Annotated in this window: 15 protein-coding genes; 6 read left to right on the top strand and 9 right to left on the bottom strand. The window is 45.8% G+C overall.

Annotation, left to right across the window (positions count from 1 at the left end; all coding sequences use genetic code 11):
- Positions 1–119: 119 nt before the first annotated feature.
- The 4 genes from ACR1R9_RS20490 (at position 120) to ACR1R9_RS20505 (ending at position 5,138) form a co-directional block, all read left to right on the top strand.
- A complete protein-coding gene (locus ACR1R9_RS20490) occupies positions 120–1,025 on the top strand; it encodes an ABC transporter ATP-binding protein (RefSeq protein ID WP_433948901.1) in 906 nt (301 codons plus the stop codon).
- The gene (locus ACR1R9_RS20495) at positions 1,018–1,851 is read left to right on the top strand and encodes an ABC transporter permease (RefSeq protein ID WP_076291550.1); all 834 of its coding nucleotides are present in this window, start codon (positions 1,018–1,020) and stop codon (positions 1,849–1,851) included. The genes ACR1R9_RS20490 and ACR1R9_RS20495 overlap by 8 nt, the downstream gene beginning before the upstream one ends.
- Positions 1,852–2,006: 155 nt before the next feature.
- Positions 2,007–3,293 carry a DUF5050 domain-containing protein gene (locus ACR1R9_RS20500; protein ID WP_433922867.1) on the top strand — a complete coding sequence of 429 codons (1,287 nt, stop codon included), beginning with the start codon at positions 2,007–2,009 and terminating at the stop codon, positions 3,291–3,293.
- A gap of 216 nt (positions 3,294–3,509) precedes the next feature.
- The gene (locus tag ACR1R9_RS20505) at positions 3,510–5,138 is read left to right on the top strand and encodes a helix-turn-helix domain-containing protein (RefSeq protein ID WP_433922866.1); all 1,629 of its coding nucleotides are present in this window, start codon (positions 3,510–3,512) and stop codon (positions 5,136–5,138) included.
- 98 nt (positions 5,139–5,236) lie between these two features.
- Here the strand turns inward: ACR1R9_RS20505 and ACR1R9_RS20510 are convergent, their stop codons facing one another.
- On the bottom strand, positions 5,237–5,809 hold the full coding sequence (locus ACR1R9_RS20510) for a GbsR/MarR family transcriptional regulator (protein WP_076291547.1): 573 nt from the start codon (positions 5,807–5,809) through the stop codon (positions 5,237–5,239).
- A gap of 495 nt (positions 5,810–6,304) precedes the next feature.
- Here ACR1R9_RS20510 and ACR1R9_RS20515 point away from each other — a divergent pair, with 495 nt between their 5' ends.
- Positions 6,305–7,534 (top strand): quaternary amine ABC transporter ATP-binding protein, encoded by a 1,230-nt coding sequence (locus ACR1R9_RS20515; protein WP_063564457.1) that lies wholly within the window; start codon positions 6,305–6,307, stop codon positions 7,532–7,534.
- Positions 7,500–10,091 carry a glycine betaine ABC transporter substrate-binding protein gene (locus ACR1R9_RS20520; protein WP_076291546.1) on the top strand — a complete coding sequence of 864 codons (2,592 nt, stop codon included), beginning with the start codon at positions 7,500–7,502 and terminating at the stop codon, positions 10,089–10,091. Before ACR1R9_RS20515 ends, ACR1R9_RS20520 begins: the two co-directional genes overlap by 35 nt.
- Before the next feature lie 185 nt (positions 10,092–10,276).
- Here the strand turns inward: ACR1R9_RS20520 and ACR1R9_RS20525 are convergent, their stop codons facing one another.
- The 8 genes from ACR1R9_RS20525 to ACR1R9_RS20560 all read right to left on the bottom strand — a co-directional run bounded on the left by ACR1R9_RS20525 (position 10,277) and on the right by ACR1R9_RS20560 (position 24,446).
- Positions 10,277–10,489, bottom strand: a complete 213-nt coding sequence (locus ACR1R9_RS20525; RefSeq protein WP_433922865.1) for an immunity 17 family protein — start codon at positions 10,487–10,489, stop codon at positions 10,277–10,279.
- Between the two features lie 156 nt (positions 10,490–10,645).
- A complete protein-coding gene (locus ACR1R9_RS20530; protein WP_433922864.1) occupies positions 10,646–16,234 on the bottom strand; it encodes an S-layer homology domain-containing protein in 5,589 nt (1,862 codons plus the stop codon).
- A gap of 486 nt (positions 16,235–16,720) precedes the next feature.
- Positions 16,721–18,094 carry an ABC transporter substrate-binding protein gene (locus tag ACR1R9_RS20535; protein WP_076291545.1) on the bottom strand — a complete coding sequence of 458 codons (1,374 nt, stop codon included), beginning with the start codon at positions 18,092–18,094 and terminating at the stop codon, positions 16,721–16,723.
- A 299-nt stretch (positions 18,095–18,393) separates the two neighbouring features.
- Positions 18,394–19,215 carry a carbohydrate ABC transporter permease gene (locus tag ACR1R9_RS20540; protein WP_064640050.1) on the bottom strand — a complete coding sequence of 274 codons (822 nt, stop codon included), beginning with the start codon at positions 19,213–19,215 and terminating at the stop codon, positions 18,394–18,396.
- Positions 19,212–20,174, bottom strand: a complete 963-nt coding sequence (locus ACR1R9_RS20545; RefSeq protein ID WP_310852233.1) for a carbohydrate ABC transporter permease — start codon at positions 20,172–20,174, stop codon at positions 19,212–19,214. The genes ACR1R9_RS20540 and ACR1R9_RS20545 overlap by 4 nt, the downstream gene beginning before the upstream one ends.
- Before the next feature lie 399 nt (positions 20,175–20,573).
- Positions 20,574–22,391: an APC family permease gene (locus tag ACR1R9_RS20550; RefSeq protein ID WP_376031950.1), complete on the bottom strand. Its 1,818-nt coding sequence runs from the start codon at positions 22,389–22,391 to the stop codon at positions 20,574–20,576.
- 284 nt (positions 22,392–22,675) lie between these two features.
- Positions 22,676–23,527: a rhamnulose-1-phosphate aldolase gene (rhaD, locus tag ACR1R9_RS20555; protein ID WP_433923676.1), complete on the bottom strand. Its 852-nt coding sequence runs from the start codon at positions 23,525–23,527 to the stop codon at positions 22,676–22,678.
- A gap of 397 nt (positions 23,528–23,924) precedes the next feature.
- Positions 23,925–24,446: a GNAT family N-acetyltransferase gene (locus ACR1R9_RS20560; protein ID WP_175383707.1), complete on the bottom strand. Its 522-nt coding sequence runs from the start codon at positions 24,444–24,446 to the stop codon at positions 23,925–23,927.
- Between the last annotated feature and the right edge of the window lie 100 nt (positions 24,447–24,546).

The following is a 24,546-nucleotide window of genomic DNA, read 5'->3' on the forward strand; positions in this document are numbered from 1 at the left end:
GAGTTAATGCTCACATTTGGGACTAAAGACGGAGAATCTTTATTTTCTGGCCCTCCATTTGAACGATATAGCTCATCTGAACGTATAATCTCCAAACTCAGATCGGATGGTGAATGTACATGATTGAAGTTCGCAACATTTCCAAACAATTTAAAGTGCATCAGGCACTGAACGATGTCAGCTTCACGGTTGAACAAGGCAGCGTTACCGGGCTGATTGGTCCCAACGGTTCGGGCAAAACCACCTTGATCCGCATCATGAACGGTGTTCTCGGCGCTTCGGGTGGGCAAGTGAGTATTAACGGCCTTGATCCCTTCCGTGAGACGGAGAACGTACTCGCCTTCTGCGGCACATTAACCGAGCAGAGCGGATTGTATGAAAATATGAGCGGGCGTGACAACCTGATCTTTTTCGCTGAAGCTTTCGGTGTACAACGCGCCAAAGAACGGATTGACGAGCTCGTGGATCTGTTCGAATTGAAGGAATATCAACATCGAAAAGTAGGCACTTACAGCACAGGCATGAAAAAACGCGTAGGTCTAGCACGGGTGCTGCTGCACCGCCCCTCCATTCTCTTTCTGGATGAGCCAACCAATGGGCTTGACCCGGACGGCATTCAGATGGTGCTCCGAATCATCCGTCGGCTAAATCAGGAGGAACAGATGACGATTCTCGTATCGTCTCACGTATTATCCCAGCTATCGGCCGTGTGTGATCGATATATTTTTATGGAAAAGGGGCGCAAGGTTGAGGAAGGTACGGAGCAGGAGATCATCAACCGATACCTGACCTCGCCCCGGATTGAAGTTGAAGCGACCATGGCGAATGGCTGGCAAACGGTAGCAGGGTATACACCGGAGATGGTTTCCGCGAACAAAGCCGTTTTTCAGCTTCAAACTCGTGAAGATATTCCATTGCTGCTGCGACAATTGACAGAGCGTGGACAAGTCTATCAGGCCCGGATTACGGGCAGCGATCTGGAGAGTATTTATTTTGCCATCAGGGAGGCACACCATCATGAATAACAGACAAGCCATACGTGCACTTGTTCGTAAAGATATTCGAGCCATCACGGCCAGCGTGCAGCTCTGGCTGCCTATGTTGATCGTTCCGCTAGTTATCGGGATCATCATGCCTGGGATACTCATTTGGACAGCCTCAAGGTTGGAACTTGCTTCCCTCGGTAATATGAGCTTCCTGCTTGATACGCTGGATAGCCTAACCCATACCGGGCGGATTCCGCAGCTTGCTTCAATGCCTACGGATAACCACCGCATTGTCTATTACCTGGCCTTATACATGTTCGCGCCCCTGTTTCTCATCATTCCAGTGATGGCATCCAGCATTCTGACGGCCAACAGTTTTGCAGGCGAGAAGGAACGCAAGACCCTGGAAGGTCTTCTGTTCACTCCTATGAGTATGGATACGTTGTTTAAAGGCAAGGTGTTAGCTGCCCTTATTCCTTCTCTGTTATTATCCTGGATTACCTTCATTATCTACGGCATCATTGCCAATATCCTCATGTACCCCATGTTTGGGGCATGGATGTTTCCCAATCTGAACTGGATCATTCTCGTTCTGTGGGTTGTTCCGGCGTGCAGTCTTGTGGTCATTTTGTTAAATGTACTGATATCGGCGAAGGTACGCGGATTTCAGGAGGCCTATCAACTCGGTGGATTGGTCGTGATTCCATTGCTCGCGCTGATTGCCGGTCAGGCGAGCGGCATGTTGCTTATCAGTCCTCTCATGTTAATCTTGGTCGGAGCGGTACTTCTACTCATCAGTTTCATTTTGCTTCGTCTAGTTACTTTGTGGAACAGTCGCCAACAGCTGGCTGAAAGTCAGATATAGGCGGAATATGGCTGAGATATAACGGCAGAAGATCTGGTCTTCTGTCGTTTTTTATCATACTGAGATGTATAACATATTTTCCATAGTTTACCGATATAACTTAAGGTGTTATTGTGTTTATTACATACATAAAGAAGAAGGGTGACGATTGATTTATGAACAAATGGTCCACACGCTTGCAACGCACGGTTTGCACCTTGCTGCTGTTCACACTGATCGCGGCAGCAGTGCTTGGAGGCGGAGCCAATGCTCATGCAGCTTCCCTGAACCAAACTACGGTATATTATGATTCCGATGGTGTATTGTACAAAGTATCTGGTGACGGAAGCGGAACCACAGAGGTATTGCTTGATTTTGAAGGAGATGGTCTGTCTGCGGCGGGATCCTATCTCTATTACACCCGTTCCGAGTCTTCCACAACGCTGCTTCGTGTTCCCAATGACGGTTCCAGCGATTCTGCTGAAACGTATGCGACAGATGTGTTGAGCTACTTTACGGATAATGGATTCATCTATTATATGGATTCCAAAGGAACGATCTATCGTGCAAATGGCAATAGCGAAGCTTCCGCTGCCACCAAAATTGCAGACAAAGCGGATACAAATTTTCCGCTGCTCGCCGTAACGAAAGGCCGTGTATATTATAACGGGCTCGTTAATGGAAACCCATGGATCGTTTCCAAAGCATCCAATGGTAGCGGAGCAGTGCAACGAATTGCTGCTGGTGCAGTAGAAAGTCGTTATTTTATGAACATGGCCAAAAACGAACTGCAACTGATGGTGAACACTGACCCATACGAGCAGTACTACTCAACCAACGCCATTATCATGTACAAGGTAAACTACAATACAGGCAAAGGTACAGCTGTTAATCCAAAAGCAAAGCTGGACGTGAACGCTGTTTATGCCGGCGGCTGGGGCAACAATCTGTATGTGTATAACAAAGGCATCAAGCTGGACAGTAACAAGGATTATGATTATTCAACAGGCAAAGCCTTTGCATTGACCACTTCTGGCAAAACTCTTCAGATTCATAGTAAGAGCATCCGGGAGGTAAGTCCGCTAGGTACAGATAAGGTTGTAGTTGTGGATGCAGACAAAAAGGCGTATGCCAAAACCATCGCCGGGAACAAGGTATCCAAATCTGCCAACCTGAATCTGAACAGTGTTACTTTCGTAACTGCTCAGCTGACCAACGGAACACCAACTATTGCATATCTATCCGGTACAAATGGTCTTTATTCCGTGAGCACAGCCCTCAAAGTAACCAAGCTTGCTGGAGAGGAATGGGCTACGTTCCAGCTTCATGACGATGTTCCGGGCATGTTCTACATCAACGCAAATGATCTCTATCGTCTGTATCATGTGCAAGCCAATGGCACAGGCAAAAAGGTACTAAGCGACGTTTTCCTGGATGATATCCTGTTGGTCGTGCCAAACTAACCCACACATGTGGGAATAGACTTATAGAGACTTATAGAGACTTATAGAGACCTATAGCTATCTTAACATTCTTGCTTCAAATAAAGAGGATAACCCTAAAGCCATCACGGCTCTGGGTATCCTCTTTTTTATGTCCAAAATTATTTTTCAAAAACATCTTCCATATGAGAATGATAATTGTTATCATTAAGAAAATAAGACAAAAGGATGGTCCGTATGACTGAACAGCTTCCCTTCATTTCTGAAACCTCATCTCTACCGCTCCTCTCTTCCATGTGCCGTGTACGGCGCGGGGAGCATTTCCGTGTGCAAGGCAAGACGGTGTCCCGGCCCATGCTCTGTCTTATTTTACAAGGAGACGGTGTTCTGGTCCTGAACGATACGGTCTATACCGCCGAAGCCAATCAACTGTATGTTCTGAAGCCAGGAACAACGATTGAGGCGGCTGCACGCTCGGCTGTTACGGAGTTTATAATACTTAGCATGGATACGGTATGTTTGCAGCAAGTGCGCGGCCAATGGAAAATGTCCTCCTCCTCTGGTTTCCCGCTGGATTGGGAGACAGGCAGACTGATGGTTCGTCATGACCAACAAGCCAGAGCGCGAGTTGAACAATTGTATGAAGCCTATCGCGGCGTTCACCCCGATCACTTTATCAGTATACATAGCCAACTGCACGAGCTTTTGCAGTATCTCTCCGAGAATCGGCTTGAAGAAAATTATGAGAAAGTCGATCCGGCGCTTGAACGCAGCATTATGTATATGAGAAGGTTCATGAGTGAAGGTATCAGCATGGATCAACTGGCCAAAATTGCCGGATTGACGCCAAGCTCCTATTCTCGCAGCTTCAAGAAAGCCAAAGGTATGTCACCTACCGATTATTTGAATCGCTTACGGATCGACGAAGCCAAAAAACAGCTCAACCAAGAGTCATGTGTACTCAAAGACGTCGCGGTCTCTGTTGGCTATGGCAATGAATATTATTTTAGCCGCAAATTCAAACAAACCTTGGGGATCGCACCCAGCCTATATATGAAAAAAGATCAGATTCGTGTGGCTACTGCGTCCAAGATGGGACTTCATGAGAATCTCTCTTCACTCGGATTACATCCCGTAGCTGCTATGGACAGGTTCCATGATCGGGAGCTTGATGAGGTCGAGCAGCAGCAGCGGCTAGCTACACAATTGGAGAAATTTCGTCAGGCCAAGCCGGACCTGATTATCGGTGACTTTTATCATCAAACCTATTACGATAAGCTCAAAAGTATTGCACCTACGGTTATCCTGGATCAGGCACATGACTGGAAAGAAAATCATTTACGCTTGGCTGAACTGGTCGGACGGGAGCAACAGGCCTTGCAGAATTTCAAACAGCTGGAGCTACGCAACCTTGATATCGGACTGCGTTTGAAGCATCATTTCGGGCAAGAACGTATTATGCTTATGCAGGTTACGAATCAGTCTATCCGGCTCCAGGAAAATATCGAGCATCCATTGAATCGCCTTATCTACGGTGAACTTGGACTGAACCCTGCACAGATCATATCTTCAGACTTCATGACAGATGAGTATGCGGCAGATAGCATTCCCATGCTGGACACGGATCATCTGTTCATGAACCGCGTCTCTAACTCTCCAGCAAGTGAGAAACTGCTTCGGCGCATGAAACAAACTACCGCCTGGAATCGTTCTTCCGCTGTGTTGAAAGGTAACGTACACGATATATCCGATTGGTCTGTACTATCCTGGACCCCAAACGGACGCCATCAGATCATGGACGAATTGGAACAGATCGTTCAGCAGCTTGTGACTTTATCACACGTGGGATTAATCGGACAATTGTAAAGCATGTCTTTTTCTTCATTATAAATGTACAAGTATATAACCCACCAAGACAAAAGAGCCCTCTCCAATTCGGAAAGGGCCCTTTGCTTTTGCTGTTATTAATGTTCCTTGATCTCTTCCTTCGGAACCAGTTTGTATATTTCCTCATCTTCCATGGTATCAATCAAGCGATCCAGCCATTTGTAGTAGGCCTCAGCTTGAAGCACCTTATGCTTGTCTTCCTTAAGAATGTGAAGAAGCTCAGCATCTGCTTGTTCATCCAGGTCAGCGATCAAACGATTCATCTCATCAACGGATTTGCGCAGTATCTGAAGGTTACTCTCCACGGCTTTTCTCCATTTAATCACAAAATAATCCGTAAACGTCTGATGCCAGTCATACTCCACTTCATATAGGTCTTTCCGGGAGCCTTTGCTCCATACTTTATTCACCATTTTTAGATCCAGCAGTGTACGTACGCCGGTACTCATGCTCGTTTTGCTCATTTCCATTTCCCGGCCCATATCGTCAAGGGTCATAGGTTTGTCTGCAAAAAAAAGCAATCCATATAAGTGTCCCGTGGACAGCGTAACGCCGTAGAGATCCATATTACGCCCAATGGCTTCAATGACGCGTTTACGGATTCTAAGAACGGTTGCCTGCTGTTCCTCTTGTAAATGGTCCAAGCTCATGCTTGCAACCTCCATTCTGAACATTCCCAGTCTCGGCAAAATAATTGCAACTGTTTAAGATCCGGCTTACATGGGAAAGTATCCGGCAGGACATCCTATATGCCAACAGGCTTTAGGTTACCACATGTATCATGGGAGCTTTACCAAGTTGCAAACGCCTACGACTATCTTTTAACCAAAAGAAACTGCTTAGATTCAGCACATTTTCTATTGTAGGAAAAGCGATATCAAATGTAAAGGTGTCTTATTAGCCAGAATAAGGAGAATGACGGAGCATATGGGCGGAAAACTTTGTACAGTTTTTACTGTACAAACATTATGTACTGTTTATTCGGTTGCTATACGGGTTAAGTATTGTTAGAATACAAAACGTTACCCAGAAAGACGGGAAGCGAAGCAACGATTACCGGATTTCGTGGCTGGGCGCACAAGTGTATGGGCTTGTGGATGCTGAAAGCCGTTCGAAGTGCACAACACATCAGAAGGGGTGAAAACATGACCATACTTGAAGTAAAGAATGTAAGTAAACTGTTTGGCCCCCAAACCGAGCAAGGTCTACAATTACTGGAGCAAGGTTGGGGCAAAGAAAAGTTGGCCAAAGAAAAACAGATAACGGTTGGTGTCAACCGGGTCAACATGGAAATACAGGAAGGTGAAATTTTCGTCATCATGGGATTGTCCGGAAGTGGTAAGTCCACACTTGTTCGAATGTTCAATCGTCTGATTGAACCGACATCGGGAGAGATTCTCGTCCATGGTAAAGATCTACGTAAGATGAATAAAGAACAATTGCGCGAAGTGCGTCGGAAAACGATCAGCATGGTATTCCAGAAGTTTGCGTTATTCCCGCACCGTACCGTTCTTGATAATGTGGAGTATGGACTCGAAGTTCAGAAGGTTGATAAAGATGAACGTCGGGAAAAAGCAAAAACGTCGCTTGAACTGGTTGGCCTCAAAGGCTGGGAAGACAAAATGCCGGATGAGCTGAGTGGCGGGATGCAGCAACGTGTAGGTTTGGCCCGTGCGCTGGCGAATGACCCGGAAGTACTGCTAATGGATGAAGCATTCAGTGCACTTGATCCACTGATTCGTCGTGATATGCAAGATGAGCTGATTGAGCTTCAGGATAAAATGAAAAAGACCATTATTTTCATTACCCATGACTTGGACGAAGCGCTGCGCATCGGCGATCGTATTGCCCTCATGAAAGACGGCGCAGTCGTGCAGATCGGTACTCCGGAAGAAATCATGATTCAACCGGCCAACTCATATGTGGCCCGCTTCGTCGAAGACGTGGACTTGTCCAAGGTCCTTACCGCATCTCATGTTATGCGACGTCCTGAAACGATTACGCTTGACCGTGGTCCTCGTGTTGCCCTCGAATTAATGCGCGAACGTGGTATTTCCAACCTGTTTGTCATTGACCGTTCGAAAAAGCTGCTTGGTGTTATTACAGCAGAAGATGCAACCCGCGCGATGCGCGAAAACAAAGTGTTGAACGATATTCTGATTACGGATGGGCCGACTGTAGCGCCTGAAACCCTGATTCATGAATTGTTCGAAATTGTAAGTTCAGCCCATGTGCCGCTCGCTGTTGTTGGCGAAACCGGCCGTCTGCAAGGTGTTATCGTCCGCGGTGCCCTGCTTGGAGCACTAAGCGGTGAAGTTGCAGTAAAGGAGGAACTTGTGAATGATTCCCAAAATACCACTAGCATCGTGGATTGAAGCGATTGTTGACTGGATGAGCTCCTCGCTCTCCGGATTATTTAAAGTCATTTCTGTTGTTATTCAGGAGGTAGTCGGATTTTTCTCCGGGCTGTTCATGCTCCCTCATCCGCTCCTGTTTATTGTGATACTTGGTGTATTGGCATATCTTGTTGGCCGAATACCACTAACCCTGTTTACAGTTATCGGTTTCTTGCTCGTAGATAACCTCGGATATTGGTCCCAATCGATGGATACTTTGGGACTCGTTATTACATCAGGGTTAATCTCCATTCTGCTTGGTGTTCCCATCGGTATCTGGCTCGCATACAGCAAAACTGCAGCTCGGATTATTACACCATTGCTTGACTTTATGCAGACCATGCCTGCATTTGTCTACTTGCTGCCAGCGGTAACCTTCTTCAGCCTTGGTGTGGTTCCCGGTGTTATCGCGTCCGTTATATTTGCGATTCCACCAACGATTCGCCTGACTCATCTCGGAATTAAGCAGGTATCTGGCGAATTGGTCGAAGCAGCGGATGCTTTTGGTTCCACGTCTATGCAAAAGTTGTTCAAAGTACAGCTTCCACTCGCATTGCCTACCGTAATGTCAGGGATTAACCAAACCATCATGCTGTCGCTGTCCATGGTTGTTATTGCTTCCATGATTGGTGCACAGGGTATTGGTGCGGAAGTCTATCGTGCGGTAACGCAGTTGCAGATTGGTAAAGGTTTTGAAGCAGGTCTGGCTGTCGTGGTTCTTGCGATCGTACTTGACCGTTTCACTCAAAATCTGTTTATGCCAGGCCGTAAGAAAAGCTCACGCTTCTCAGCGAAGCAAAAAGCCTGGATTACTGCTGCAGCCACATTCGTTGTGCTCGTAGCTGGTTTCTCACAATACTTTGTTGGCGGCAACAGTACTTCTGCCGGCGGTAACAACACTCCAGCGAATGCTGTAGGTGAAGAAGTCAAATATCAGATCATTGGTATTGATCCGGGTGCAGGCATTATGAAATCCGCTGCCAAAGCCATTGAAGATTATCATCTGACGGACTGGACCCTGATTGAAGGATCTGGTGCAGCGATGACTGCCACACTGGACAAAGCCCTTAAAGCGGAAGAACCGATCATTATTACAGGCTGGACTCCACACTGGATGTTCAACAAATATGATCTGAAATATCTGGATGATCCCGAGAAATCTTTCGGTGATGCAGAAGAAATTCACACCATCGCACGTAAAGGATTAAAAGGAGATCACCCGGTTGCTTATGAATTCTTGTCCCGTTTCCAATGGACATCAGATGAAATGGGCGAAATGATGAGTGCCATCCAAAATGGTACATCTCCAGAAGAAGCCGCAAAAGACTACGCTGAGAAACATGCAGACCAGATTGACGAATGGACCAAAGGTCTGACGCCAGTTAACGGTGATGCATTTAAACTTAGCTATGTAGCCTGGGATTCTGAGATTGCGAGTACTAACCTGTTGAAATATGTCATGGAAAGCAAACTTGGCTATAAAGTTAACGCCCTGCAAGTTGAAGCTGGACCTATGTGGACGGGTGTTGCCTCAGGCGACGTAGATGCCTCTCCAGCAGCTTGGTTGCCATTAACTCACGCTGACTACTGGGAACGTTACAAAGACCAGGTGGATGATCTGGGAGCCAACATGACCGGTGTACGCACAGGGCTCGTTGTTCCTGCCTACATGACAGACGTTAATTCGATTGCAGATTTGGAAACAGGTGCTTCTTCCTCCACTCCATCGGCAAATGCCAATGTGGGAAATGAAGTGAATCACCAAATTATCGGTATCGATCCAGGTGCCGGAATTATGAAATCCACAGCGAGTGCCATTGAGAAATACGGTTTGTCTGACTGGAAACTGGTCGAAGGTTCAGGAGCCGCAATGACAGCTACGCTGGATAAAGCGGTTAAGAATAAGGAACCGGTTATCGTTACCGGTTGGACACCGCATTGGATGTTCAATGCATATGACCTGAAATACCTGGACGATCCGGAAGGCGTCTACGGTGAAGCAGAACAAATTCATACCATTGCCCGTAAAGGGTTAAAGGAAGACAAACCTGTCGCTTATGAATTCCTGGATCGCTTCTCCTGGACACCTGAGGATATGGGTGAAATCATGGTCGCCATTCAAAACGGAGAAGATCCCCAAAAAGCCGCAGCAGCTTTTGCCGAGAAGCATAGCGACAAAGTGGCTGAATGGACCAAAGGTCTGACTCCGGTGAATGGAGATTCCATTAAACTGAGTTACGTAGCCTGGGACTCCGAGATTGCAAGTACCAACTTGCTGGAGTACATCCTTAAAGAAAAACTGGGTTACAAAGTAACCTCTCTTCAAGTGGAAATCGGTCCAATGTGGACCGGCATTGCCAATGGTGATGTAGATGCAACTCCAGCTGCATGGTTGCCGCTCACCTCTGCAGATTATTTCAACAAATACAAGGATCAGATTGATGATCTCGGTCCAAATATGGACGGTGCCAAAACAGGTCTGGTTGTACCAACCTATATGGACATCAATTCCATTGAAGATTTAAAAGATAATTAAACCAGATTGAGATGGATAAACCTGAATTTGGAAAAAAGACCACCGAAAAAATTTCGGTGGTCTTTCTTTTTGAGTGTAACTTTTTCTTGGATCGGTAAGCTAATGGGTTAAAGCTAGTAGTGTTTAAAGGCTGTGAAACTGAATTATGTACTCAGGCTCTACGAATTTCTTTTCTTTTTCTACACTTACCCAATCAGCAACAATAATACGCCAATGGTAATTAGCACAATACCAAAAATCCCATACACCACTCTTGCACCCTGACGTCCAATGGTTTTCACAAAGAGACCTGCTCGGAAACTGTTCATAAACCAATCCCAATTGTTGATTCCACCCAACAAACTGAAAATCCCTGCGGCAATAGCCAATAGTGCGATTAAAACCGGTTGATCTTGCATTTCAACACTCCTTCAATATAATCCTGTCTACTATACCTTCCTCTGGTAAAAATGAACAGTCATTAATTAGTAAAAAAAACAGCTTACAGATGAAGGTCTGCAAGCTGTTTTCATTAGAGTATTGGCTCCCTTTTCATAGAAGATTGATTAGTCTTATTACTTCGCCTGAAACTCACTCGCTGACATCAACAGGGTTACAACTTCAGCACGAGTTGCTTCAACAAGCGGATTAAACATGTTCTTGCCTGTGCCTTTCACCAGTCCTGCATCATATGCAGCTGCGATATAAGGCACGGCCCATGCAGGTACTTTATTTGCATCTGCAAAGGTTAATGTGGCATTCGATTCAACTGGAAGTCCGAGTGCTCTTACGAGCATAACCGTCATCTCTACACGGGATACTTTGCCGTTTGCACGGAACGTCTCATCCGTATAGCCACTAATGATCCCTTGTTCTACAGCTTGAGCAATAAAGGATTGTGCCCATGCTGGAATTTTGGAAGCATCCTTAAACGTCAACGCCTTGCTGCTGGCTGGAAGTTCAAATGCCCTTGCCAGCATTACAATGAACTCGGCGCGTGTTGCCGGCGCATTTGGACGGAAATTACCGTCCTGATATCCATTCACAATTCCCCGGGAAATGGCCTGCTCAATGGCAGCTGCTGCCCAGTGATTGCCGATATCTTTCAAAATCACGCCCGGATTGGTTGGTGTAGTACCTCCTCCATTCCCATTACCAGGGACGGAAGGTGTTGTAGGCGTGATCGGAGTTGTTGGATCCGTTGGTGTTACAGGTGTGGTTGGTGTCGTTGTACCTCCACCACTATTACCACTGCCCGGATTACTTCCATTATTTCCACTGCCATTACCAGGGTTGCTTCCATTCCCATCACCCGGAAGTGGAGCTCCCTTCAGATCGGTACTACGTCCTTCTGCTGTCTGGTTTACCGTACCTACGCGGTCCAGATGTTCATGGAAGATTTCATAATCGACCAAATTCAGTTCATAGTACCGATTATCATCCTTCGCTGCTCTCATGGACCGATAGAAGTCTCCACCGTTAGCCATAAACGAATTCGTCGCTACAATGTAGTATGCGTTTGGATCGATATCCGTGTACGTACCATTAGCATTCTTAATCTGTACTTTGAGTACGCGTTGACCGACTTGGGTCACCGTATTGGGTATAGCGTCAACTTTCTCGCCCGGCTTCGTGGAATCGTAGTAGAAACGCATGCCTGAAACTTGCGGGAAGCGCCCTTCGCCTGTTTCCACGCCACTCACGCCATTTTCCAGCGCAGCCGTAATTTCCTTACCTGTCATTTTAAGCGCAGACAGATTATTTCCGAATGGCATTACGGTTAACAAATCACCCAACGTGATATCTCCTTTTTGGAATGACGCCCGAATGCCACCACCGTTTTGGATTGCAACGTATCCTTTAACGTCGTTCTCCTTCACGATGGATTTCACTTTCTCCAGCATGCCGTCTGTCATTAGGTTCCCGAGGTTGGTTTCCTGCTTGCGCACAGTGCCGCGTTCTCCATCCAGGAATACATTCGTTTTACCGATAACTTCTTTTTTGAACTCAGCCAGAGGTTTCGCATAGCTTTCCAATTTCTTGGCTGCTTCCTTATCATCTGCGTAAACATAATTACCGGCGGCATCCTTCGCATCCAGGTTCAGCAATTTGCCGTTCCATGTTTTCAGTACGCCTGCTTCGTTGAACGTTACATCCAGTTGACCCAGGGAAACGTCATATTCTCCCGTCTGTACAACCAGCGTCGGATCGGTGTGCATATCTACAACTACCGGTTTGTTCAGAATAGTATGTGAATGACCACCCACTACGATGTCGATGCCTTCTACGGCTTCTGCCAGTTTCAGGTCTTCCGAGTAACCCAGATGCGTCAGCGCGATAATTTTGTTGATACCTTCATCTTGAAGCATATTCACTGTCGCCTGAGCACTAGCTTTGTAATCCTTAAACTTCAGATCATCTCCCGGTGATGAAAGGGATACGGTATCCGGTGTCGTCAAGCCAAAGATTCCGACTTTCTCGCCGTTTACTTCCGTAATAATGGCCGGATAGATCTGGGAATTCTCGCCTGGATTTCCGATGGTACTGTTGTACAAGCCACCCAAACTCGCATCCTTGGTATAGTCAATATTGGCACTCACAAATGGGAATTCCGCTTTTTCAATAAACGTCTTGAGCACACTTGGCCCTTTGTCAAACTCATGGTTTCCGAAGGTCATGGCATCGTATCCGATCATGTTCATGAATTCCAGATCCGCCAGACCGTTAAAGAGGTTAAAGTACAAGGTACCAGAAAATACGTCCCCTGCATCCAGCACCAGGGTGTTATCATTACGTGTTTCCTTAATCGCTGTTACGCGGCGCGGAATATTATCCAAATGCGCGTGCGTATCATTGGTGTGCAATACACGCAGGTTGAAGTCGCCCTCTTCTGCCGTGCTTCCAATGCTTAGCTGTGCAAGCAGCGGATCATGGTCACTGACACGCCCATGTGAATCTTCAAAATCAGCATTCACATGAACCGCTTCAATAGCCGCTGTTTCAGACAGATTTTTGCTCACCAGAATATGATCCAGTGTCTGAGAGTTTCCATCATAGATGTAGGAATAACGCTTGTTCTCTGGCAGTTTGTTTACCAGATTGTCCAGTTCATTACCTTCAACAATATTCAATGTTTTGGAGAACTGGAAGTCATTGAAATCGCCAAGAACAGCGACATTCACCTCAGGGTCTTTGTGGATTAATTCAGTTACAAATTCATTGACAATCGTTGCTTGCTGCGCACGTTGCACTTCGCTGCTGCGGGTTGCAGGCTGGACATTTCCAAATGGGGCTAAATCCCCACCTTTGGAGTTGAAATGGTTAGCGATAACAACTACACGTTCACCATTAAATTCAAACTCTGCCGTGAGCGGTTTTCTTGAAGTTTTGAAAGCGACATTATCTGGTTGAATGCGCCCTGGATTCAGCGACAAGTTTCCAATTGCATCGAGGGCAAGCGCTGTTATTGCATCACCTTTGGTACCTGCTTTTAAGGATACCCGATCCGGATTGTACAGGAACCCTACACGAATGTTGCCCCCAGTTGCTCCACCATCCATATTATTTAGCGGTGCAATATCGGTATACTGATAACTTGGTCCATTATTGCTTTTAATTGCATCCAGAAGCGTTTTGAAGCTTTCACTCGCGTCTGTGTTTCCGCTATCTGTTGCGCCGTCGTTATCCTGAACTTCCATGATCCCTATAATATCAGGGCTTTTTAGATTGTTAACGATAATCTTGCCGATTTTATTTCCACGTGTTGCATCCTTTTTACTGAAGTTCTCTACGTTGAACGTAGCAATAGTCAACTTGTCTTGTTGTGGTTCAATTGAGGTTGTTGCCTGTTTCAAACCAATGGATGTAATAGGAGGTAGATCGCCTTCCAGGGTGACCTTATAATTACCACTCGAATAAGAAATCACCCCATTAATCGGGCCTGCAAATTTATCACCCGTGGTCACAGCTTGAGAAGGTTTTTTATTAATGAACAAGCGTTGAGGATTTAGAGAACTTTCAAACTCTCCAGCTCCGTCTCCTCGTAAGATCAATCCTCCTGCCGGAGTCTGCAATGGATTATTAGGTTCGTTGTCCACCGTCACTGCTAATCCGGGATTGTAGGAATAAGGTCCAAGAATAGTCGCATCATTTAACTGAATACGCATGCCTTCCAGACTTTCATAGAAATCAATGGCATCCACGTCCGGGTTGAATTCGCTCAATCCATCCGAATCAATGACATTCGGTATTACGCGACCACCTTTTCCAATGATTACGGGTTGTGGCAATTCAGCATTGGGTTGTTCCAACGTAATCTCAGAAGCTACAATTTCAGTGGTTGGCAGGTCTGTTGCGCTTGCTGTATACTCTTTGACTTGACCTGAAACCTTAACTTGATGCTGGATTTTCATTCCATGATCTTTCTTATAGATTAAAATCCCCTCAGAAGTTGCCGGATCTCCATCTTCCTGACCAGGAATGGATTGCATATAGAATGAATCTGCGTTAACTACAGATGTAACTACACCTTCTACATTCTGGACTTTCAGTCCGTCATAAATGGAATAATGGCCTGCCCCCTGAATTTCGTGAATACGTACACCATCCAATCGATTCACCGCAGTATACTCAAAAGAAAAAATGTTACTTACTCTGTTATCAGCAGTGGCAACAGCTTTAATGATTTGATCTTGATTGATTGTAATAGGCTGTGTGTATTCCGTCGAATTCACAGTTGGCTCAGAACCGTCCAGTGTATAGAAAATTTGGGCACCTACATAAGGAGAAGACAACGTAACTTCCGTTCCTTTTACAATGCCACCGGAAGGTGTACTCGCTGTTACGGAGAGCAAATCCTCCAGAATATCCGACGCCGTTCGAGGAATCAACTCCAGACCGTAAGTGGAATGGTACGTCAAGACTCCTGTCACTTTATGATACGATTTGCCAACGGAGAGAGCAGACGGGCTGTTTTTGGCATAAATCAGCATTTCACCGCCATGTTCATCTGTCGCCGTGTAAGTGGGCGTGTTGCTTTTTGTCACTTGAATATTGTTTACTTCGACAAGCATCCCTTCATATTGCCCTCCAGAACCCTTACTGCCCCCCGCTCCTGGAGCAAAATGGGAAGAATTGAGCGGTACAGGTGAAGGTAGATCCTGCGACTTTTCGACAGTTCGAATATATCCACCCTGAAATCCAGATTTGCTTGCTTCAACCTGTACTAAGCCGTTGTAAATCGTAATTGGGCCGTAGACTTCAATCCGGTCACCAACTTCCACACCAGAAGCATTACCGCGCACAACGATCCCGGCATCGTTATCCTGAATATACAGATTGGATACACTTCCGGATAATTCGCTGTAAGTTACAATGCCTTGAACGGTAACGGTCGTATTTTCAGTTGCATTTCTTGCATCAGAGATGGAAATAGGGCTGTTGTCGACGATGGTGTAGTCAAAACTGGTAACATCGCTATTGTCGATCCCTTCTTTGGCTGCGTAGGTTTCAATGTGAGTTGCATCATTTACCGTGATGGGCACGGTGTAGGGAAGATAATCAACTTCCGTATTCTGCTTGTAGTATACCGTTGCACCAACTGTGGTTGTTTCCAAGGCCACCTGGGTCCCTGTTGGAACAACGCCGGAAGTAGGATTAGCTGTGACGTTTGCCACTTTAGTTACAGGAGTCTCATCGATTAGTTGGAAGGTTGTTGAAGTGGAGTCAATGTATTTGAGGCCAGGAAGAGAAAGATAGGAAGATAACGTTCCATTGGTTATCCTGACTTTTTTACCAAAAAGCTCGGGATTTTTATTTAATCCAAATATGTCACGCACGGAGGTATCACTGGGAATTTGAACAGACATAATCTTGCTTAAATCCGTTTCCCCTGGAGTATCGGCAAGTCCGAAATTACTTCCTCCACTAAACGGAGCTTCGGTTTGAAGTTGGTTTTTAGAATTATTGTTAAAGTAACCGATAACGTATCCTTCTACTGTCCCCGGTAATCCATCATTATTCCGAGCTATCGCCTGAGCAACCGTTAACGGCTCGTCCGCCGCGGCTGCCTTACTGCTGAACAATCCGGCTGGAATGGCACCCGTGATGAGCAGGACCATGGCCAGGAACAACCTGAGCCACCTCTTCATTTGCAGAACATGCATCTTTTACCTACCTCCATTTTTAAATTTATAATCATTTGTTCATGAAGCTTGTACATTAGTTCAAATATAAGATAACTGAACTTCTATTACGTGTAAACAATATTCTTCTAAAATGATACAAAATAGAACATATACATCACAAAATTGATAATAAAAGTATAGAAACAAGTAAAAAAGCACTACTTTATAGCTTTTATATGTCATATTTTTTGCCTTTAGTGTGGACTTCTGTGTACTACAGCCTATATTGAGTAACTAAACTGACATAATAGAGATACGAATCTCTGTATTCGACACATATTGATAGATATCCCCATAGCCAATCCGCCTTAAAGCGATTTTGTTCAAGACCTTTTCACAGCAAAACGATGCGACAGTCAGGGTTGACCATCGCATACGTCTCACTCGTTATGACATCCTAAGTTAAGCCATACATTTCAACTTTGCTATATCCAGCCTCAAGTTTGTCCTATTTCAAGAAATAAGTTACTTCTTCACCGTGCTGTTATACTGTGCAATCTTGTCTGTAATTTGCTTCGCTGCTGCATCCAATACGTCTTGCGGTGTACCTTGTCCATTCAGAACGGTCTCGATCGCTCCTTCGACAATTTGACGGGCTTCGGGGAATACACCCATTACGGCCCCGGATGTTGCTGTCGAATTAGCGGAAGCGTGCAATTGGTCGACTGCTGTCTGGAATTGCGGGTACTTCGCCATATTATCCTTTAATACTTGCTCATCGTAGGCTGCTGTCGTAATAGGGAAATATCCTGTCGCAACACTCCAGTTGGCTTGTACCTCAGGTGTAGCCAGGTATTTGATAAATTCCCAAGCGGCTTGCTGTTGAGCTTCGGATTTGTTATTCATGATATACAAGCTTGCACCACCAACAACAACGCCGCCTTCTTTGGCATCTGCTGGACGTGGCAGGAAGCCTGTTCCCAGCTCAAACTTCCCACCAGCACCCTCCACAATTTTGCGCAATCCAGCGGTGGAATCCAGCGTCATACCGATTTGCTGTGCGGTAAACGCAGCGGTCGTATCGTCCGTGCTACGTCCCAGATTGGATACGGTTTTCTCGTCCATCATCTTTTTCCACCATGTCAAAGTCTTCACACCAGCTTCGGAGTTCAGCATGGATTCGGTCGCTGCACCATTTCTTCCGTTACCATTGTTTACATAATCTGCATTCTGGTTCGCGAAGAACTGTTCCATAAACCAGCCATAGATGGCCATGGATGCGCCTGGTTTGCCGTCTTTCGCCAGTGCTTTGGCTGCTTGCTCAAACTCTTCATATGTCTTAGGCGGGTTCTCCGGGTCCAAACCAGCAGCTTTGAACATATCTTTGTTGTAATACAGAATTGGGTTCGATGTGTTGAACGGCATCGCGTTCAATTTGCCATCGATGGTGTAATAACGGATGATATTTGGCTCCAGTTGGGACAGGTCGAACTTGTCTTTATCGATAAATTGCTGTACCGGCGTAATCATGCCCGAATCGATCATGAACTTGCTGCCGATCTCGTACACCTGGATAATGTCCGGACCACTGTCCGATCCCATGGAAGCTTTGAGTTTGTTCAGGCTCTCATCATATTTCCCTTGATAGATCGCCTTCACCTGAATGTCCGGGTGACTTGCGTTGAAATCGGAAGCGAGTTGATTAATGGCTTTCTCCCCTGCACCCGACATCGAATGCCACCATGTCAATTGTACCGGTTCAGCAGCTGCAGCATCTGCCTGCGCTCCGCCCGTTGTGCTTGTTGTTTCGGCTTTTCCGCCACAAGCGGACAATACCAGCATAAGTGCAGCCAACATCAATGCAAATGTTCCTCTTTTTTTCAAACGAAACCCGATCATAATCGCTCTCCTTTTTTTGAGGCTCACTTCAAAATAAAACCTTGGAGATGACACGGAGTGGCCGTTACGGGTCCGAATCGTTCTTTCGATCGCTGTTATCCCCGGATTTCATTCAATTCCCTTCAAAGGGGAAAATCCGGGGATAAAGGCGAACGCTACGCTTCTACAGAATCGATTTCGTCCCCTCCACTACTACGTGATTTATCTTCTCAACATCTTATTTCAAGAGTGAGGCCTTGTTTATTCGCTCCTGGGTATCCAAACCACAAACCCGTTAAATCCATACACTTTTAACTGAATCAACCCTTCAGGGCACCTGCGGCCATACCGCGGACAAGCTGTTTCAAACCAAAAACCAGAAGCAGCAGCGACGGTAAAATAACAAGCGCTGTGCCGGCAAACACCAGATTCCATGCTGTGGATTCCTGGAACTCCAGCATCGAGATTCCGATCTGTACCGTTCTCATCTCTGGCGTATTTGTGACGAGAAGCGGCCACAGATAGGAGTTGTACATGCTCAGAAACGAATAGATTGCCAATGTTCCAAGTGCCGGACGCGACAATGGCAGGACATGGGATACAAAATACCGGATATGCCCACAGCCATCGATCTTCGCCGCTTCAAACAGTTCCTTCGGCAGCTGCATGAAGAATTGTCTCAATAGGAATGTACCGAACGCTGTTGCTAGGAACGGAATGGTCAGCCCCTGATACGTATCGAGCCAGCCCCAGCTGCGCACTGTCAGATAGTTCGGGATCATGGTAACTTCCCAAGGAATCATCATCGTCGCCACAAACATGCTAAAGATGACGTTCTTGCCCTTAAACTCCATTTTCGCGAATGCATAGGCTGCCATGCTCGCTGTAACAAGCTGACCAAGCATCGTCAGTCCTGCCACCAGGAACGTATTACCGATAAACGAACCAATCGGAACGATATCGAATACTTCCGTGAAATTGGACAGGTCTATCGATTGCGGGATGATATGAGGCGGATATGCACTGGCATCCTCCGGCGTCATGACCGCCATGAAAAAGGTGTACAGCACCGGATACAGTACAAGTGCCGCACAGATTGTAAGCAACACATACAGCAATGTTTTGGTCCATGGTGTCCTCATTGGTAATGCACTTTCCTTTCCACCCATTTGAACTGAATCAGGGTCAGCAGCATAATGACCGCGAACAGGATAAGCGCCTGCGCACTGCCCGTTCCGAAGCGGAAATTAACAAATGCTTCCTGATAGATGGAATATACGAATACATTGGTACTGTCCATCGGGCCACCCCGGGTTAGAATATTGATTTGACCAAATGATTGGAACGCACCAATGATCGATACTACGGTGACGAAAAACAGGGTTGGCGATAACAGCGGCATCGAGATTTTGCGAAAAGTAAGCAATGGACCTGCGCCATCAATCTTCGCGCTCTCGTAAATTTCATCCGGGATACCCTGTAATCCGCTGGATAGAATAATGTAATTGAATCCGAGATTCATCCAAATCGTCATAATGGAGATCGATATTAAGGCCCAATCCGGGCTGGTCAGCCAGGGAATTGGATCGATTCCTACTTTACCTAATAAATAATTCAGCATACCCAAGGTCGGGTGGAACAAAAACTTCCAGATGACCGCCGATGAACCGACAGACAGTACCACGGGCAGAGAGAATACAAACTGGAATATACGCATTCCCTTGAAACGGTTGTGTGTTAATGCCGCTAGAATCAGAGCTGCCAGCATGCCGGTTGGCACGGTAAACAGGACAAATAGCAACGTCACTTTCATGCCTTGCAGGAACAGTCCGGACTGGAATACCGCCTTGAAATTGTCCAGCCCCACATAAGCTGCAATCTGTCCGGTAGGGTCAGTGGAATGCAGACTCAGGTACACCGACTTAAACATCGGATAAAACAGAAACACTGCAAATAAAAGCAGCGATGGTGCCAGGAAACCATAGGCCAGCATATTCTCCCGCATCCGCTGTACACGCAGCGAAGCTGTCCGGCGCTGACTCGTATTGGATAAGCGCCGTCTGGCAGCAGGCAAGCTGATCCGGTTGTCAAGCTCACTCATCGGATTTTCTTCCCCCTTGATCTACGCATTCGGTGTGTGAACTTCTTCACCCACATTAACTAGTGTAAAAGCCAACTGTCACAGCAGCATCTGTTCTGGATCAACGCAGCGTTAATCGTGGACAAGCGACTTTACCAAACAAGAGACGTTAAATAGACTTCAAAACAAGATCAGCAAACAGCAAAAAAACCGCAAGAACTCCCTTGATTCGGGAATGTTCGTGCGGTTTTGTGTGTTAAGAGAAGGTGAACAAATGGATATTATCTTAATAAATTTAACAGAAAACTGGATATTTAATGTTAACGAAAAATATTCGGTTGAAATTTTATAAGAAAATGGATGACACGTAAGCACATTACATACTCTTCTCATACCATTTCCTATTGTAGAAGAATCCTACTAACGATTGAGATGGTACGGCACAGTCGTGACAATCACGTCTTTGTAATTGATCAGATAAGCGCGGATCATGAAGCTGGTCTGGTTGTGCAGTACATTTTGCCACCAATGCTTGGTGATGAACTGCGGAATTAGAATCGTGATATGGTCCGTCTCGGCCGTCTTCCATTCTACGGTATCAATAAACTTTTTGAGCGGTCCCATAATACTGCGGTATCTCGATTTAATGACAACCAGGCGAACGCCAGGGTTCCACTCTTCCCACTTCTGCTCCATCTTGCGAATAGCTTCATCATCGAACCCGATATACAAGGCAACCACGTGATCTGACATCGTTTGAGCGTAAGAGATTGTATTCATCACCACCCTCGTAATGCCAGCCACCGGAATAACGATCGTATTACCCTTTCTCACCGGTTTCTCCAGCTTGATATCAATCCGCAATTCATCCGCGATGTTGCAGTAATGTCGGTGAATACGCATGAACACATAAACGACGAGTGGCAGGAAAATAAAGATAACCCATGTTTGCGTGAACTTGGTGAATATAAAAATCAATGTAATCGACAGCGTGGTCAGCATCCCAATCGTATTGACGAGCAGCTTCACACCCCAGCCGGTTGGTTTGACTTTGATCCAACGAATCATCATGCCCAGCTGCGACAGGGTGAATGGAATGAACACACCCACCGCGTAGAGCGGAATCAGGCTTTCCGTATTTCCTTTGAATCCAACAACCAGCAAGGCAGACATCACACTGAGAAAAATAATACCGTTCGAGAAGCCAAGGCGGTCTCCTCTAACCATAAACATATGCGGCATATATTTATCCTTCGCCATCATGAAGGACAGCAGCGGGAATGCAGAATACGCCGTATTCGCTGCTAGGAACAAAATCAGTGCCGTCACACCTTGAATAATAAAATACATCGTGCCCCTGCCAAACGTGGCTTCGGCAATCTGGGAAATGACTGTGGCTTTCGGATCAGGCTTCACCCCGTAACCATAAGCAAGTAACGTGATTCCGATAAACATGGCTCCCAGAATACATCCCATAAGCATCAAGGTTCCCGCTGCATTTTTCTCGGCAGGCTGCTTAAAGTTTGGGATCGCATTACTCACCGCCTCAACCCCGGTCAAAGCTGAACACCCCGAGCTGAATGCCTTCAGCAGCAGAAACAAACTCACATGGGACATACTCGTTCCAAATTCAGGGGCAGCAGCTTCCATGCCACCAGCGAGAAATTTGATACCCCCGGAGATAATCAGAATCGCAATCGAAAAGATAAATAGATATATGGGGATCGCCAATACGGAAGCAGATTCCGTCACCCCCCGCAAATTCATAATGGTCAGAAATACAATCATGATCAGTGCAATAACTATGCTGTAATCATGAAGCATTGGAAAGGCAGATGTAATCGCATCGGTCCCTGCGGACGAACTTACCGCAACAGTCAAAATATAATCGACCAGCAAAGACCCTCCGGCAATCAAGCTCGGAGCCGTACCGAGATTATCCTTGGCTACGATGTACGCGCCGCCTCCTGTTGGATAAGCAAAAATCGTCTGGCGGTAGGAAAAAATTAAAATGACGAGTAATCCCAACACGGCGATAGAAATTGGAACAGAGTACCACAAGGCGGCGAATCCAGCCGCAACGAGCACCAGTAAGATTTGCTCCGTACCGTAGGCAACGGACGATAGTGCATCGGAGGACAGGATGGCGAGTGCCTTCCATTTCCCCAATTTTTCTGCATCCAATTCAGCCGATTTCATAGGCTTGCCTATTAAGATTCTCTTCATTTTGCCAAGCATGATCATAACTTCCTTCCGTCTTTCATCTGTGAAGCATTGTTATTATGCAAAATCGCCGAGCCATTGACAATACGTCATTTCACCCGAATTTCGCCAGCGTGTGATAATGCATTCTACGATTCAATAATCGATAACAAAGCCGCGCTTTATCCACTTTTTGAACTTTTTTGAACCAAAACGGCGTTTGTTTGCCGAAAAAAAGGAAATGGCCTTCGGTTTAATAAACCAAAGACCATTCATATTAGGCTGTGTTGGAGCTCTTTCTTTTATACGATTTCGATCCGTCAAACTTCCATGCCCAATATACCAGGACGTGGAGTGACACCAAAAGCCTGTGCCAATGTAGCTAACTGCTGATCCGTAATTCTCTGTTGGATCTCATGACCTGCAACCAGCATATACACCTGGGCCGCCTTCTCAATGGTCTCTATAAGGCCAAAAGCTTCATCAATCGTTGTACCTGTTCCAAAAATTCCGTGCTGCGGCCAAATGACCGCGTGGTATTCCTTCATTTTCCCAGCCGTTTCCCGTCCAATTTCATTCGACCCAGGCACCATCCACGGAATAATACCAACACCGTCAGGAAATACAACAACGCATTCCGTACACATCTGCCACAAGGTCTTTGTAAATTTCATTTCATCCAACTCATGGATAAATGTCATCGCCAGAACGTTGGTCGCATGGTTGTGCATCACAACACGGTGTTTCGGGTCGACTTTCAAACGTTCGATATGACTCATAAAATGCGTAGGCAATTCACTCGTTGGGTTAGCTCCCGACTTTAGCCCCCACAGCACTTCGAGCTCTAGTCCATCATTCGATACACGCAATACTCCCAGATTGTTCTCTGGATCAGCCAATACATTTTTGAAATATTTGCCCGAAGCAGTCACAATAAAATACTTGCCTGCCAGCTCATGCATCGAAAATGCTGGTTCGATCTTGCGGATCACATAGTTGATATCGATATATTGGGCAACTTCCTCTTCCTCCAGCAAATAGCTGACATTGCCGCCATTGCGTTCATCCCATCCATTCTTCCACATATGTTGAGTAATCTCCGCCATTTCACGAACAAATGGGATATGGAAGCCCGCAGCCTGCGTTGTTTCATTCGTAAGGGTCACGTTCATCATCATTCTCTCCTCATGATAAAAAATAGAATGTCCGTCACGTACAAAGTAAGTTCTTTTTTTCACATTCATTATACCTTTGTTTACTTTTATAAGTCAATAATATGCAGCGTTATTTGCTTTATTTATTTTTGTTTGTGTTTGTTTTGTGTATATTTATAAAAAAAAGCAAAAAAATACCTCACCGGCGTCCGGCGAGGTCAGTCACACATCTATCTAACACGAGAAGGGGTTTACAAGAATTATCTTACCTCTGCTACCTTAATAGAAGCTGAAAATGAAATAAAAAAACGATGAAAACCCATTTACCAAAAAATCACAGTCACCGCTACTATCCATACATTTAAGCTATATATTTAAAAACGTTTCGTTGTGCTGCCCTGAATGTGGAACATATTTATTCCTTTTTCAGCAAATAGGATGGGTGCATCAGTCCTGTCGGTTCATACCGCTCATCCCGTACATACTCAAAGCCCAGCTTGGATAGCATATGACGTGACACTTCATTGTCTGGATGATGCCCAGCAAACAACGCTTTAGCCTTCAGTTCTCCAAATGCATAGTCAATCACCGCTCGTGCCGCCTCCATGGCGTAGCCCTTGCCCCAATGATCCCGGGTAAGATGAAATCCCAATTCATATATCTCTTCTTCCGGAGAATACGGGCGCAAACCACAGCAACCAGCAAATACTTCCGAATCTTTCTCAAAGAGTGGCCAGTATTGCACTCCCACCTCTTCTTGCCTTTTTATTTCCTGCGTCAACCGCGCTTCCACTTCATCCTCGCTCAGAAATCCCTTGCTGCTAATCCACTTCGATACCTCATGATCTCCCCATAGAGCGGAAGCCAGAGCACGATCTTCTTCATTCCATGTCGAGAAAACAAGCCGCTCGGTTTCAAGAAACGTTGGTCTTTTCATCGTCCAATACCCTCCTGTTTCACAACATCAGTCTACTATTACTTCTACAATAAATTACTCGAATAGCTACCTTAGTAAACAAAAAATTAGATTGTACCCG

It is taken from the genome of Paenibacillus taichungensis (genome assembly GCF_050994985.1).
Classification (GTDB): Bacteria; Bacillota; Bacilli; order Paenibacillales; family Paenibacillaceae; genus Paenibacillus; species Paenibacillus taichungensis.